The organism is Pseudomonas shirazica, assembly GCF_015168335.1.
Taxonomy (GTDB): domain Bacteria; phylum Pseudomonadota; class Gammaproteobacteria; order Pseudomonadales; family Pseudomonadaceae; genus Aquipseudomonas; species Aquipseudomonas asiatica.
Genome location: NZ_CP063457.1, coordinates 128,571 through 142,894, shown reverse-complemented (window position 1 = coordinate 142,894; position 14,324 = coordinate 128,571). Strand labels below are relative to the sequence as shown.

The following is a 14,324-nucleotide window of genomic DNA, read 5'->3' as shown; positions in this document are numbered from 1 at the left end:
GCCGTTACACCTACTGGTCGTCGTCCGGATTGCGCAGCGGCCGCAGTTCGCCGCGGGTAACCTCTTCCGGCACCGCGAAGGAGTAACGGCCCAGCATGTTGATGTGCTCGTGGATCAGTGGCGAGAGCCGCGCGACATCCTCCTCCAGCACCGGGTAGCCGTGCTGCCTGAGCCGTTCTACGGCCGCCGTCATGTAGAGGGTGTTCCACAGCACGATGATGTTCACCACCAGGCCGAGGGCGCCGAGCTGGTCCTCCTGGCCTTCGCGGTAGCGCTGGCGCAGCTCGCCGCGTTTGCCGTGGAACACGGCGCGGGCCAGGCTGTGGCGGCCTTCGCCCCGGTTCAGCTGGGTCAGGGTGGCGCGGCGCTTGGACTCGTCGTCGATGTAGGTCAGGGTGTGCAAGGTCTTCTCGATGCGACCGAACTCAGCCAGCGCCTGGGCCAGGCGGGTGGGACGATCCCCTGTTTGCAGGGTGCGCATGATGCCGGTGGCCGGCACTCGGCCGAGCTTGAGCGAGCCGGCCAGGCGTAGCAGGTCGTCCCAGTGCTCGGCGATCAGATCGAGCTTGACCGACTGCCGGGCCAGGCCGTTGAGTTTGCCGTAATCCGCCTCCGGGCGCGTGCGCCAGAAACGGGTACCGCCGACGTCGGCCAGGCGCGGGCTGAAGTGGTAGCCGAGCAGGCGGAACAGCCCAAACACCACATCGCTGTAGGCCCCGGTGTCGGTCATGATCTGCGTCGGCTGCAACTCGGTCTGCTGTTCCAGCACCACGGCCAGCAGCACCAGGCTGTCGCGCAGGGTGCCGGGCACGGTGATGGCGTTGAGGCCGGAGAACTGATCGGAAATCAAGTTGTACCAGGTGACGCCCCGGCCGGTGCCGAAATACTTCGGGTTGGGGCCAGCATGCACGGTGCGCACCGGTACCACGAAGCGCATGCCATCGGCGGAGGCGACCTCGCCGCCGCCCCAGACCTGGGCCAGCTCCAGTTGGCTCTGCGCCCCCACCAGAATGGCGTTTGCCACTGACAGCGTGTCGTCACGGATATAGTTCTGGCTGACCCAGGACAGCCGGTCGCGGCGTAGCGCCTGATTGTCGGTGCGGATCAGCGGCTCCAGGCCGGTGTTGCAGGCCCCACCCAGCAGCACCGCGCAGAGGCTGGTGACCAGGTTGTCGGCCCGCGCATTGCGCTCGGACACATGGGTGAAGGCCTCGGCGAAGCCGGTGCGAGCGGCGATTTCCAAGAGGATTTCCGGCAGATCGACACGCGGCATCAGATCAGCCACGGCTGCTCGCAGTTGCAGCAGCGAGTTCGGCTCCTCCAGCTTGTCCAGTGTGCCGAGCGAGAGCTCGGTCTTGCCCTCGGCGTTCTCGCTCAGCTGGATCGCGGGGTTGTCGGGTAGGCGGGCCGCGACCGCCTGCCAGGTCGCATCCAACTCGGCGCTCAGCGCATCCAAGGTGGTGCCGGCGTCAATGGTCAGGCCCAGCGAGCGGCAGATGATCGGCCGCGCCGCCAGCCATTCGGCACCGTCGAGCAGGCCGAGACGCGGGTCGGCATAGCGCCAACTGGGCGAGACGAACACGTCGCGCCGGCGCAGGGCCGTGCGCAGCGCATCGAGCGTGCAGAACACATAGGCGCCCATGTCGAGGGAGCCATCCTCGCGGGTAATGTGCTTCTGCCAAGCCTTGGCCACGATCTCCTGCGGCGCGTCATCCTCCGGTTTCCGGCGGGGCAGGTTCAGCTGCAACCAATCCAGGCCGGCGACCACGCCTTTGCCGGCCGGGCTGAAGCCGAAGCGGATGTGCTTGAGCAGGTCGGGCAGGAAACGGCGCACACTGCGGTAGCGCGCCTCCAGGGCGAGAAAATACACATCGTCAACCGGGCGGATCAGCGCATTGACATCTTCCAGGGCTTTCTCCAGCGAGGCCCTCGGCAGGTCGTTGAACAGCCGGGCGCGCACGTTGTCATCGCTGATTGAGCTGTCCAGCACGACCTTGCACGCGGCGGCGAGCGTCGCCGCCGAGCGATCCAGGTCTTTCAGGCTGCGCATGCGGGCTTTCTTGTCGGCCTTCTCCGCGTTGCTGAACAGGTCGCGTAACAGCGCTTCCAGGACCTCCAGGGCGTCGTCGTGCGCGGTGGCCTCCAGGCACAGGGCGAACGCCACCAGTGTCGCCATCCGCCGCGACGCCGGCAGCCGGTTGATCGCCGTGACCTTGGCGGTGTTGGCGAAGCGAGCCAGGGCCGCGATACGGCTGGGCGGGATGTGCGCCGCCGCTGGCAAGGCGATGCCGATGCCGCGCACGTCATCAAGCCGGCGCAGCGCCCGAATCAGTGCGGGGCCACTGACCATCACCGGGCCGGAGCGCAGTTGATCCAGCCGGGAACTGCGGTTGCCTTCGGCGACCAGCAGCAAGTCCTGTAGCTGCTGCCGTTGCGCCTCGCTCACACTGCGGCCAAGGGTTAGCCAGAGGCGTTCTTCGACCCGGCTGCGCAGTTGGGCGATGAACCGTTCCAGAACGGTGACGCCGGGCAGTAAAACCTTGTGCGTCAGCAACCAGGTCGTCGCCCGATTGAACAACTCGCCAGGACGATCTGTCCCTGTCCAACAGAGCGCATACAGCCAGCGGGCAAGTCGAAAGCCGACGCTGGAATCAGCAAACACCCGATAGCCGTAACGCTCCTGAATCTCGGCGGCATGACGTTGACGTTGGCGGGTTTCGGCATAGGCCAGGATACAAGTTGGATCGGTAATGCCTAACTGGCGACTGAGCGCTTGCAGCACCTCTTGGGGGACGGCTGAAAAGTCGTCGGGAAAAGTGCCCAGGTAGCGGATGCTGGTCAGTTGGGTGGCGTAGCCAAGGCGGTTGTGCTCGCCGCGCAGCGGTAGGAGGATTTTGTGGTCGTCGTCGCTCAGGTGGAAGTAGCGTTCCAGCTCCTCACGACTGGGGGCATCGACATAGCGGCCAAAACCGTCGCGTTGCTCCTGGGTCAGAAAACCGACCGGCATCGATCACAGCACCTCGGCGCAGAACACGGCGGGCGTGACAATCCGCGTGCGTTCGATGTGCCCGCGTTGCAGCAGGCCGGCGCGGCGATCACCGGTCACCAGGTAGTCCGCATCGCCTGCCAGGGCCATGGCCAGCAGAAACGAGTCATCCGGATCATCGGCTTCGACCTCGATGGTCAGACGCTCCAGTACCACAGCCCGTTGCAGGTTATTGATCATGGCTCCCACTTTGGCGGGCTGAAGGATGGCCTGGAGCTTGGGGTAGCGGCTGGCTCGGCGGATTTCATCGAGCTGCATCCGCGAGGTCACTACCTCGAAACGCGCCGCCCGCCAGGCACGGTAGATCGCATCGGGCGCGCCATGCGGCGAGATCAGTGCGCTGAACAGGATGTTGGTATCCAACACGACCCGCATCAGCGCTTACGTGCCCAGTCGAGCGCTTCGTCAACCGCTTCGGTCAGCTCTGCCTCGCTCAGATGGGCATTAGCGGCCTTGGCCTGTTCGGCCGTCAGTTCCAGGATGTGGGCCCGCACCGCCTCTTCAATGAAGCGCGACAGGTCGCCTTTCCGGCCACCGCCCTGGCTGGCCAGAAACATCCGAAGCGACTGGTCGGTGTCGGCCGAGACGGCGACATTCCAGCGAATCGTATTCATGGCGTTCCCCGCTAGTAGGTGTTTGTGTGTTTATACGCCAATCACAAAGGGCTATGCAATGGTTCAAAAAAACCAAGGTTTTGCCGAACTCTATCGAGGAATGGCTCGGTTCGTTAAGCTCCCCGCGCTACGGTTCAAATAACTGGTACGCTTAATCAAAGTTCAACTATTACTAACGTAGTCGAGTAAACAGTACTTTTGATGAAGATCGGTTATGCGCGAGTGAGCACTCGGGATCAGAAAGCCGACCTACAAGTCGATGCCCTGAAACAGGCCGGGTGCGAACGCATCTACCAAGACATCGCCAGCGGCGCGAAAAGCGCCCGGCCGGAGTTGGACAAACTGCTGGCCAACGTGCGGCCGGGTGATGCCGTGGTGATCTGGAAGCTGGATCGCCTTGGGCGTTCCCTCAAGCACCTGGTCGAGTTGGTCGGCGAGCTGGCAGAGCGCAAGGTCGGCTTACAGAGCCTGAATGACCCCATCGACACCACCCACGCCCAAGGCCGCCTGGTGTTCAACCTGTTCGCCTCGCTGGCGGAGTTCGAGCGCGAGCTGATCCGCGAGCGGACTCAGGCGGGTCTGTCGGCCGCACGGGCGCGTGGCCGGATCGGTGGCCGTCCCAAGGGCCTGCCAGCCAAGGCTGAGGCCACCGCCATGGCGGCCGAAACCCTCTACCGCGAAGGTCGCCTGAGCGTCAGCGCGATCGGCGAGAAGCTGCACATCTCCAAGAGCACGCTGTACAGCTACCTGCGCCACCGTGGTGTCGAGATCGGCGCGTACCAGAAGAGCGCCAGGTCACGCGACCAGCAGCCTTCGGCCGCGTCGCCGGCAGAGCCGCCCGCCGCCGAGCGGGTGGCCACCGTCACCCTGCGCCTCGCGGTGGTGAATAACAGCAAGTTCGTGCGCGGCCGGAAGCGGGCCACGGAGAACATTGAGCGCTACTGCCTGGAGCCCTATGGCATGAAGCGGCTGGATGCCGGCCACTATGAGTTGACCATTCCGTATCGGAGCGACGATGAGCTGGACAAGAACGTGCATGACCTGCTGACCGAGATCAGCCAGGAGGCCGACATGCGCAACTGTTTTGTCGAGATGGGCGCCTGGGAAGAAGACACCGAAAAGCGTTGGTAGGGCTTACGTTGGTTTTTGGTTCCATTGCTCCCCAAACCCCTAGATTCCAGGCCCCACGACCGAGAGTTGAGACGATATGACCGTATTAGAACAAGCCATCATTGATTGTGCCCAATTGCACCTTACTCAGCTGAAAGGTGCGCTTACCCTCCCCAAAGGCCCCGAACGTAGCGACAGCTTTACCTCGGCCTGGTGGCAGCTCACGGGCTTGGCTCAACTTGCAGAGTTCCACAGCGGACTTAGCCAGCCCGCACGCGATCAGTTGCGCGCCATCGACCGCGAAGCAGCCCAGGCCATTAACAGCAACCGCGAGTCGTCCGGTACCGCGCAATTTGCCGACAGCATCGCCGCCACGCTAGCCGACCCCTCCACTTCGAACTGGCTCAAAAAGAGCCTCAACGAAGCCTTGGCACGCGATTGTGTAGACGCCGCCAATGACGCTGAAATTCTTTTCGAGCTGCTAACCCATCGCAGCGAGGAACAACTGCGCGCCGCCGCGCATGCTGCCTCCGGCATACCGGCACCGACACTGGCTGTCCGCTTTGCTGACGGTCGCGCCGGCACGCTGGACGTGTCCCAGGTCCGTCACACCATCCTAACTGGCGACAACTGACAGAAGGCACCAGGCATGGCAAGGCCTCGGATTCACCTCACTCCAGCAGAAGCCGAAGCTAACGGCTGGCTTTGCTCCCGTGATCTCAAAGCGTGCCACCGACTTATGCCGAATGGCATGGGGAATGGGTTGAAGGCCGCTTTGGGTGTTGGCAATGGCGCTGGATCAAGCTGATCGAGGCCGCCCGTGCTTGCGGAGTGCTCGAGGATGGCGCCCACCGCTCCCTGGCCGACGCGCGCATGACTCTAGGTGTCCTTCGATATCTGCAACGGCGCACGAATGGAAAACGGCCGCGAACCGTGGCCTCGCCAACCCAATCCTCCTGATAGTGGCGCGTTAAGCATCAGCAGCTATCCCTTCCAGGAGAAGCGCGCCCAAGCAGTATCCAGCGTTTACTGTTCCATGAAGATTTCCCCCCCCCGTTTCTTGCCACACCAGTAAGGATCTTCCTCCTCTCCATTAACTTGGGATCTGGCATTGTCGCCGTAGGCTGAGTCTATAGGCACCAGGTAGGTGCTAAGAGGAAAGCCAATGCACCCGTTAATCTCCCGCGCACACCAGTTCGACGACCAGGTAGTTGTTCCAGCACTGGGCCAGCAGCTCACACTGCTTGGGTTTGAGCCTGAGCCTGCTGTGCAGGCAGAGGGAACCTACTTCGATGCACCTATGGTGGATCTGGACAGCTACGATCACGTTGTAGTCTGTGTATCTGGCAAGGACAGCATCGCTTGTCTGCTGGCCCTGATCGAGCAGGGGGTGGATCTGCGTCGTGTTGAGCTCTGGCACCACCGTGTTGATGGGGCGGAGGGGAGCACACTGATGGACTGGACATTCAATGACAGTTTCATCGAGAAGTTCGCAGCGGCATTTAATTTGCCGGTCTATTTCTCCTGGTTGCAGGGTGGCATTGAGGGCGAAATGCTCAAAACGGACGCCTACTCCAAACCTCACATGGTCGAAACTCCAGGTGGAATTATCTGCTTGGATCGCGATACCAGTCGGACCTTACCGGCGACCCGCCGCCGGTTTCCTCAGCAAAGCGCCAGCCTGACAACTCGCTGGTGTAGCTCCGCAGCCAAAATCGACGTGGGCCGAAGGGCCATCACCAATCAGGAACGCTTTCTCGGTACCAAGACCTTGTTCGTCACTGGCGAGCGTCGTGCTGAGTCGAGCAACCGCAGCAAATACAACCAGCTGGAACCTCACGCCGTAGACCGGCGCAAGGGTCGCCTCGGGCGGCACGTAGATGCTTGGCGACCAGTGCTGCACTACACGGAAGAACAGGTGTGGGAGCTGCTTGCTCGACACCGGGTAGAGGCACCCGTTCCCTACCGCTTGGGCTGGGGTCGCTTCAGCTGCATGACTTGCATCTACAACTCTCCGAGAGTATGGGCCACCATTCGAAAGTATTTCCCTGAAAGGGTCACCCCGATAGCAGGCTACGAGGACGAGTTCGGCTGCACCATCAGTCGGCAGAGAATCAACGTGCTGGATCTATCGGCCACGGCCGAAGCATTTGATATCACCGATCTTGAGGCACTTGCCCAGGCGCGCCAGCGCGAGTACTTGCTACCTATCTTCACGCCCGAGGGCAAAGCCTGGCAGTTGCCAGCAGGGGCATTCGTTACCGAAGGCTGCGGATCAGTTTAGAAAGCTCCTCCGGAGGCTCGTTCCGAACCGAGGCCGCCCGGATTTCGAATGACTGCCGTACCTTGAATCCATCAGCTCCATTGAGGAGCCGGATTCAAGCACGGAGCTTGTCATGCAGCTATTCGATGTAGATCTGTTCTCCTCCGCTGGCGCTCAAGAGATGCCTACTCATGTTGTTCGTAGGCCTGAGAAGACCCTGGCCGAGAAGATTACCGGTGCGGTCGACGCTGTGAAGCGCATTGTGCGCGCCGGCAAACAGCCAGTTGTGGCTTGGAGTGGCGGCAAAGACTCGAGCGTTACGCTGAACATCGCGTTCACAGCAATTCGAGAGCTGGCCACCGAAGGTTTCGCGGTGCCAACATTGAACGTCATGCACTCCGACACCCGCATGGAAAACCCGGTAATCCACTGCTACAACCAGAGCCAGATGCAGCAAATGCAGGCCTACGCAAAGGCCGCCAGCATCGAGATGAAGGTGTGGGTAGCAAAGCCGGGCTTGAGCAATGACTACCTGGTGAGCTTGGTCGGCGGGCGAATTATCGCCAGCGTTGGCTCCAACGCCAAATGCCAGCAAATGACCAAAGCAGATCCCCTGGAACGAGTGAAGAAAGCAATCCTCCGGGATGTCGCGGCTCGCCTTGGCCGCAAATGCACAGACGACGATATCGTTTCGCTCATCGGCACACGGTTCGATGAATCGGCGCAGCGCGAGCGGAAAATGTCTGAGCGCGGCGAGAGTGCCTTTGAGGCGGTGAATCTTGCCGCCGAAGCCGGCGGGCACGACTGGGTACTCAGCCCTATCGCTGAAATGACCACCATGGACGTGTTCAGCTACATCGGCCAGGTGATCGCAGGCCGTATCGAGTGCTACGACCGCTTCAACCAGCTGGTTGAGATCTACCGCGACATGAATGGCGGTGACTGTATGGTGAACGTCTACCTGGCTGGGAAACAATCCGAGCGCCCAGCATGTGGCCATCGGACAGGCTGCTGGTCATGTACCCGCGTTTCCCGTGACTCGTCGGCCGAGAGCATGATCGCCAAGGAAGGCGGCGAGTACGATTGGCTCAAGCCCTTGAACGACTTGCGGAACTACATCAAGGCACGCCACTTCGATCCGAGCGCTCGGTGCTGGCTGGCGCGCAAAATCGATAAGGAAACAGGGACGATAAAAATCGCTCCGAATTCCTACTCGCCGGCATTCACCAAAGAGCTGCTGGGAATCATGCTCACGATTCAGCTCGACGAGTTTGACGCTGCCCAGCAAGCCGGCATCAAACCTCGCTTCACGCTCCTGGATATCCAGCAACTGCTGGCGGTCGAGGCACTTTGGGGACGGTATGGATACCAGAAGCCGTTTACCGCTATGAGTGTGTTCCTGGAGGTCTACGAGCAAGGTGTTCGCTATGAGATCCCAGATATCGCGGCGCTGCCAAAGTACACCGAGGCAGACTTACGTTACCCCGAGGTCGAGGTACCGTTCTGTGATGATCAGTACCAGGGAATGTTCAACGGCCTGCGCAGCATTTCCCATGCCGCTGCCGATGCTGAGTTCCTGACCACTACACGCAGTGGGATGGTGGTTATGGACGTGGTAACCAGTAGCGGATTTGAGATCGATCGCGAAGGTGCGGAGCTGTTCGTGAACTTCGAGCTGGATAACGCTCTGACCCGCATAACCTTCGACCAGTCTCCGACTGCGGGGCTGCATTACCTGATGGGGTTAGGAACCATCGCGATCTACAAGGGAGACCATGGCGATTGGGATCGGATGATGCGGATGTCCAATCAGATTTTCAGACACGACCTTCAGCCCATTCTGCATGACCGCGCTGCGCTGATAGCCCGCCTGGGTGGTAACGCACTGGGCCAGATCGATCTGTTCTAGCATCGTAATCGGTTCGATTCACGAGGCTGAGTTGTGGAGAGCCAGTCCGCCATCGCCAAAGGCTCAGAGATCACATGCCATCGGAAGCCTTGTGTTCGAATCGTAGCGAACAAAAAGGCTGGGGTTTCTCAGTTCAAAAACTTTCACAACCTGAACCCGATCGACGCAGAATATGCGGTAGCGACGATTAAGTTGGTCTAATCCAGCATCTTTCGCATCAGAGCAAATCGCGGCATAACCATCTGACCCAACGAGTGCAGCTGATGGAGTTCCTTGTGTGTTGAGATAGCGAACGCCGTCTACGCAAGAAGTCTCTTCAGGACGAAGTTTCTTTTCAGAAACAGAGGGAAGCTCAAGAACTTCCTCTGCTTTGGGTTTCGCCATCATATATCCGGTAATGCCAATAGCTAGTGCAGCAACGACATATGGTGCGTTCCGGCGGACGGCCTGAATCAGGCGATTATTGTGGTTCAAAAACATTAGCGAGAATTCCTCACAAAAACTCCGAGCAAGCGACTGGTTTCAGTCGACCGGAGGTCATTGTAGTGCGTACGCTCAGCGTGCTGGCTTTCGGAGTATATCTGAGACATGAACCAGGTCATGCTTGGAGGCCACCTATCAAACCGGCTTTCCTATGGTAGCAAATCCAACATGTAATACCCGCTAATAGCCAACAATAGGAACCAAGCAGCACCGTAGAATGCAAGCCTGACTTCACCGCTAGAAGGCACCGCTTTGTTTCGCCCAGGTTGATAGCTCGCCACAAGCATCAAGCCTTGGACTCCCTTTGGTGCTAAAGCAATAACCCCGAACAGGCACATAAACACCCAGGTCTCGGTCGTGCCGCCGTTGGCTTCTGAATAGATTACAAGCTTGCTGATAATCCAGGCTACTGCGCTGACCCATAAAGCCCATGCGTAAAATCGCAGAGCATTTTTTTGAATTAAGTCCAAGGCTCACCCTCCTTGTTTTATTACACGGAAAAAACGTCCTCGACCCCGACTGAGATTAGTCGAGTGGTTGAATTACTCGAATCCAGTCATTAACTTTTTGCAAATAGGCTTTAGGAGCCTCCGTGTCAAAATCAGCAAGAATTCTATTCTTAACAGGCTCGAACTCTGGCGGTATAACATCGCAGGCCTCAATCATAGCGTATTGAATCTGCAACATCTCCAAAACATATTCGCGAAGACGGTGAATTGCGTCTGGCCTCAGGGGTGTTTTTCCTTTCCGAAAGCCCGTGACGTTTTCTTGAAGAACCCGCATTGCGGGTTGCATTCGAGACCTAATCTCACGAAGTTCTGCAAAACGAGCGTCAGCATGAAATTCTTCAAATAGAGAGCGACTCGGTTTTTCTTCAACAGTCATTGTATTTTCCATGATCTGAAAAGGCCTGCGTGCGGTTGAGCTTTATGCGCTCAAGCGTTTTCTCAAAAGTATGCTACCGAGACCTGGCAGGGCAGCCAGGATGAAGGTCAAGATAGCCAGCGCGTAACCAGCCACGGAACCGCCGCGAAACCGATAGTCATCGGCCTGATAAAGCAGACCAACCGATTTTGGTAGAGCTACCCCTTCGGCTGGAGTGGTGACTGTGTGAAGATGCCACTGGTTATCTAGCCCGCCCACAATACGGCCTTCTGCTCGACAGTACCCGTTCACAACGGGTGACCCGACAGCGACGCAGATAGATGAGTCAGTTATGAATGCTACAGCTGGGTCGATACTCTGCTGAGCGAACCCTATTCGGATAGCACACCAGAGCACAAGCATCAACCAGGCGATCGATATCAAGAAGCTTTTCAAAAGTGAATCTCCATATTCATGTAAGCGATGGGCATATTATTTTTCAACATCACTCGTATAACGTGTAACGCTTCCTGAGTGAATTATAGCGAACAGGAAGCCGCGGGTCACCTTGTCACTCTAAAGCGGTTAATTTTACGCTGCGCCAGCAAAGCAATAACGGGAATAAACAATCGTGCAACAGGCAGCGCAAAACCACTGACCATAATCGCACATAAAATAAAGAAAATCACTTCGCCATATCCAGCCCCTATCAATCCCGAGACCAATAGCGGAATCGTTATGGCTGAAACCATATAGGCCAGCGACGCCTTCCAAGAGGAATTAGTCTTCTCAAGAATGATAGCAACTATTGCAGCAATCATGTTACCAAATGAAGTCCTGATTAGACTAACATCCAACAGACTTACACTATCAAAAGTGTAAATGCCAAAATGCATGGCAACCACATAAAAAACAGACGCCAGCAAATAGGCAATATCTTTAGCATTTACCGCTGCATTTGATTGCACACGAACCCCTAAAGCAAATACTGTTATTATTTAGGCCTAATCAACACTTCAAGATTTGGTACAACATTAGCGTCGAGATGGTCCTTCATTCGCTGGCTCAAATGGTGCTCGTTGGGAATAACAATTCCCTCTTGGCTCGCCCATTCACGCAAAATTCCCAGCAGGACCATGCTGAGGATGTGACCATCCTCCATGTACTGGAGCAGGAAAGCCTTTAGCCTCCCTCGTCCTTCATCGGAATGCAGGTCAAAACCGCCAGGCATGTCTTGCAGACGATGCGCAATGATGTTGCGATGTTCGAGGAAACGATCCAACTTGTCCTCGAAGGTGGGATGCAGATCAACCTTCCTTCGCAGTGCATAGAGCAACCGTCCCAGAGTGGCTTTCGAATATCGCTCCAGCAGGATTTGAACCTGCTCCACAGTTTGCAGGGGCTCGCCGTGCAAAGGGAATGTAAGACAGTTGCTCAACAGGCGTTCAACACCCTGCCCAGCGATGATCGCAAGACCCAGTGTCTTCAACACGTCGTCCTGTATAGGCTTATACCCCGATTGCGCTTGATCTTTCATGGGTTTTCCCTATCGGTCTTTGTCACTGCGCCTCAGTAGCGGCGGGAGCAGCAAGGATCTCCTCAGCGCTCCGTTGCATCCCATCACGGAATGCTTTTGCTGCTGCTTTATTTGCAACCCATGATGGCTCGTCGATGACTGCCCGCTTCATGACTTCCGGTGAATCACAGTCAACTACCTCGAGCGACCATTGACAGATATCCAATGTGCCCATGCGCGGCAAAGCAGGCATCAGCTTGAGCGCGCACTTATGGTTACCGGCGCTGGTGATTACATCGGCACCCACCTGGTCATCTTTCTTTTTGCTCACGGAGACGATTTGCACCAACACATCGTCGGGATAGCCACCGTAGGCCGCGGTCATGAAGTTTACAGTGGCATTGACAGCAGACCCGCAGCGGTCTGACTCGCCAGCTTGAACAAGGCCGGCAGCTGCCATGAGTAGGAAGAGAGCTGAAAACTGGCTTTTCATTGATGTCCTTTCATCAGACCTGTGAGACGTGCAAAACACATCAAAAAAAGCGCGCCAGATGACGACGCGGATGACTTCGCAGCCTAGGAAACCTCAATTCCATAGAATCCCAAGCGTCGTACCTGCATCACCCGGTCGACAGATGACGACCTGCCGCCATGATCCAACTTCACCAGAGCTTTGGGCGTTGTTTTCAGGTCGTTTTTGCGTCTGAAATCAATCCACCCAGCCGATTTCCTCGAACTCTTCGTCCTCTGCCCAGCTCGATGGCTGGGTTTGGGCGTACCTGGGCGGTTTCGATTAACAGTTTGTGGATGCCGGCAACGCCCAGGTTAGGCGCTCGCCGGTCAGCAGAGCAGCAGCTTGCTTGGCGCCACGGGCCGTGCGGTAGAAGCGCGGCAACTCGTCAAACTGGCGGCCACGATAGCCATGGGCACAATCCAGACGCCACAACTCGCCACCGTCGCTGCGGTCGTCGCGGGCGATCCACAAGGAGGCACCCTTGCTGGTTGTCGCTTCAAGTCGGCTCATCGGGTTTTCCTGTGTGTCAGCAATAGGGCTTCTGGCCACGGGCCACACGCTCTTTTACCGCTGTGGTGGCAGCCCGTGTGGCTTTGCGGTGTTGGTTCCAGTCATACAACCAGCGCGCTGCAAATAACCCCGCTGCCAAGCCAAAGAGCGCCAGTACCATCTGTAAGGCCCTGTGGAAGATGGTTTCCAGTTCGCCTTGACCTGCTGCAAGGGCAGAAGACGACGTAGCCAGGATGAGCAGACCGATTGCCAGTCTCATAGTCATTTTCCCTCTTACTCGACTGCTTTGCGTTGAGCTGCTTTCGCTGCCTTGGTCGGTCTGACAATCAACCAAAACATCAAGGGCGGTAAGACCAGCACAATCGCTAGATTCAACAGGTCACGGGGGGTGTACCCTCCGAAAGCGGCGCAGCCGAGCACCAGCAGGGCCATCACGGACGCGGTCAGAGTCAAGTGAGCTTTCAACATTGTTCGTTCCATTACTGCACACTTGCCTAACCGGTGTGCTTCTACTGACTCAGCCCCGGCACAGGCCGAGGCTTGGGGTGCAGCTGAGCGATATTCTAGGCAGGCTCAACGCTTACGTATGGCGGAAGCGGACTTACCTCCGAGCCCGACTCAGGCTCAATCCAGATTTGCCGCATGTGGGCACCGAAGCCATCGAAACGTAGAACGATTTTTCGTCCATCACTAAGGGTGAACTTATACTTGCAACCTGGCATGAAACTGACCATATAGACTCCTTATTCACAGGCATGAAAACCGAACCCCTAACTCCGTTAGCCCCGGTTTTCAGGCGGGGCTTGTGGTGCTGCTGGGTGCGCGATGCCTGACCAGCGTCGAACATCGAGCAGCGCCTGGTCATCCAGTTGCGCCTTGAGCAGCAAGGCAGGATCCATTCCAAATCCTGATAGTTTTGCCGGGGCTATCGTGGTGGCATGCAACCGCAACGCCCATTCGCGCAACTGTGCATCGGTCATTGGGCCGGAGGTCTTATACCCAAGGGACAGCGTTGGGGTTTGGGCCTTTTTACCAAACCTGCGGCGAAGCCATCCAAGGATCATGAGTCATTTTCCGAGTCGAATTTGCCAAGATGGATGCGCAGTCCAGCCTCACCGCGATGGGGCAACGTGAAGTACGCCGCCATCATGCGGTCAAGGTTTTGCTGCAACAGCATCAGTGGATGGCCGCTGCCGCCGATGTACATCGGCTGCCCGTGGGCAATGCCAGACTCGAAGAAACGATGGTCCCCGCTGTCTGCTCCACCGATGGAGTACGAGATCATTTCGACTTCATCATCGAGGTTGTAGTATTCGATAGTTTCCGGATCGACATCCCAGACCGCCGAGAGAAGGGCCTTGACCCGCACGTGTGCCTCAGCCCTGGTGAGTGCTTCGAAGAAGACGACACGCTCCATGGCCTGGCGGTCTTTCCAATCCGAAGCTGTCGAACTGGCGATAACTCGATAAATCATGCGCGTTACGGCTCCTGCTCG

The 14,324-nt window shown here is 57.9% G+C and carries 17 protein-coding genes; 4 read left to right on the top strand and 13 right to left on the bottom strand.

The window, feature by feature from the left end; genetic code table 11:
- Positions 1 to 10 precede the first annotated feature (10 nt).
- Genes IMX18_RS27480 through IMX18_RS27470 form a run of 3 tightly spaced genes read right to left on the bottom strand, consistent with a single transcriptional unit; the run spans position 11 to position 3,660 of the window.
- Positions 11 to 3,007 (bottom strand): Tn3 family transposase, encoded by a 2,997-nt coding sequence (locus IMX18_RS27480; protein ID WP_004574519.1) that lies wholly within the window; start codon positions 3,005 to 3,007, stop codon positions 11 to 13.
- Positions 3,008 to 3,010: 3 nt separating this feature from the next.
- The gene (locus IMX18_RS27475) at positions 3,011 to 3,421 is read right to left on the bottom strand and encodes a putative toxin-antitoxin system toxin component, PIN family (RefSeq protein ID WP_004574518.1); all 411 of its coding nucleotides are present in this window, start codon (positions 3,419 to 3,421) and stop codon (positions 3,011 to 3,013) included.
- A complete protein-coding gene (locus tag IMX18_RS27470) occupies positions 3,421 to 3,660 on the bottom strand; it encodes a ribbon-helix-helix domain-containing protein (protein ID WP_004574517.1) in 240 nt (79 codons plus the stop codon). Before IMX18_RS27470 ends, IMX18_RS27475 begins: the two co-directional genes overlap by 1 nt.
- Before the next feature lie 201 nt (positions 3,661 to 3,861).
- Between IMX18_RS27470 and IMX18_RS27465 the strand changes: the two genes are divergently transcribed.
- From IMX18_RS27465 to IMX18_RS27450, 4 genes are all read left to right on the top strand, one after another.
- Complete coding sequence (locus IMX18_RS27465; RefSeq protein WP_223175427.1) at positions 3,862 to 4,791, top strand: recombinase family protein; 930 nt, start codon at positions 3,862 to 3,864, stop codon at positions 4,789 to 4,791.
- Between the two features lie 76 nt (positions 4,792 to 4,867).
- A complete protein-coding gene (locus IMX18_RS27460; RefSeq protein ID WP_217191461.1) occupies positions 4,868 to 5,404 on the top strand; it encodes a hypothetical protein in 537 nt (178 codons plus the stop codon).
- A gap of 531 nt (positions 5,405 to 5,935) precedes the next feature.
- Entirely contained in the window at positions 5,936 to 7,054 is a 1,119-nt protein-coding gene (locus IMX18_RS27455; RefSeq protein WP_217191460.1) for a phosphoadenosine phosphosulfate reductase domain-containing protein, read from the top strand.
- 112 nt (positions 7,055 to 7,166) lie between these two features.
- Positions 7,167 to 8,942, top strand: a complete 1,776-nt coding sequence (locus IMX18_RS27450) for a phosphoadenosine phosphosulfate reductase domain-containing protein (RefSeq protein ID WP_217191458.1) — start codon at positions 7,167 to 7,169, stop codon at positions 8,940 to 8,942.
- Between the two features lie 63 nt (positions 8,943 to 9,005).
- On the opposite strand, the gene IMX18_RS27445 is transcribed toward IMX18_RS27450, so the two are convergent.
- The 10 genes from IMX18_RS27445 to IMX18_RS27400 all read right to left on the bottom strand — a co-directional run bounded on the left by IMX18_RS27445 (position 9,006) and on the right by IMX18_RS27400 (position 14,303).
- Positions 9,006 to 9,422 (bottom strand): hypothetical protein, encoded by a 417-nt coding sequence (locus IMX18_RS27445; protein WP_217191456.1) that lies wholly within the window; start codon positions 9,420 to 9,422, stop codon positions 9,006 to 9,008.
- Positions 9,423 to 9,574: 152 nt separating this feature from the next.
- Complete coding sequence (locus IMX18_RS27440; RefSeq protein ID WP_217191454.1) at positions 9,575 to 9,895, bottom strand: hypothetical protein; 321 nt, start codon at positions 9,893 to 9,895, stop codon at positions 9,575 to 9,577.
- Positions 9,896 to 9,950: 55 nt separating this feature from the next.
- Positions 9,951 to 10,310, bottom strand: a complete 360-nt coding sequence (locus IMX18_RS27435; RefSeq protein WP_217191452.1) for a hypothetical protein — start codon at positions 10,308 to 10,310, stop codon at positions 9,951 to 9,953.
- Between the two features lie 542 nt (positions 10,311 to 10,852).
- Positions 10,853 to 11,257 carry a hypothetical protein gene (locus IMX18_RS27430; RefSeq protein ID WP_217191450.1) on the bottom strand — a complete coding sequence of 135 codons (405 nt, stop codon included), beginning with the start codon at positions 11,255 to 11,257 and terminating at the stop codon, positions 10,853 to 10,855.
- A 26-nt stretch (positions 11,258 to 11,283) separates the two neighbouring features.
- On the bottom strand, positions 11,284 to 11,826 hold the full coding sequence (locus IMX18_RS27425; protein WP_217191447.1) for a hypothetical protein: 543 nt from the start codon (positions 11,824 to 11,826) through the stop codon (positions 11,284 to 11,286).
- Positions 11,827 to 11,848: 22 nt separating this feature from the next.
- Positions 11,849 to 12,298, bottom strand: a complete 450-nt coding sequence (locus IMX18_RS27420; RefSeq protein ID WP_217191445.1) for a hypothetical protein — start codon at positions 12,296 to 12,298, stop codon at positions 11,849 to 11,851.
- 300 nt (positions 12,299 to 12,598) lie between these two features.
- Positions 12,599 to 12,829: a hypothetical protein gene (locus IMX18_RS27415; protein ID WP_217191443.1), complete on the bottom strand. Its 231-nt coding sequence runs from the start codon at positions 12,827 to 12,829 to the stop codon at positions 12,599 to 12,601.
- A 16-nt stretch (positions 12,830 to 12,845) separates the two neighbouring features.
- Complete coding sequence (locus IMX18_RS27410) at positions 12,846 to 13,088, bottom strand: hypothetical protein (protein ID WP_217191442.1); 243 nt, start codon at positions 13,086 to 13,088, stop codon at positions 12,846 to 12,848.
- 520 nt (positions 13,089 to 13,608) lie between these two features.
- The gene (locus IMX18_RS27405; protein ID WP_217191440.1) at positions 13,609 to 13,809 is read right to left on the bottom strand and encodes a hypothetical protein; all 201 of its coding nucleotides are present in this window, start codon (positions 13,807 to 13,809) and stop codon (positions 13,609 to 13,611) included.
- Positions 13,810 to 13,889: 80 nt separating this feature from the next.
- On the bottom strand, positions 13,890 to 14,303 hold the full coding sequence (locus IMX18_RS27400) for a hypothetical protein (RefSeq protein WP_217191437.1): 414 nt from the start codon (positions 14,301 to 14,303) through the stop codon (positions 13,890 to 13,892).
- Between the last annotated feature and the right edge of the window lie 21 nt (positions 14,304 to 14,324).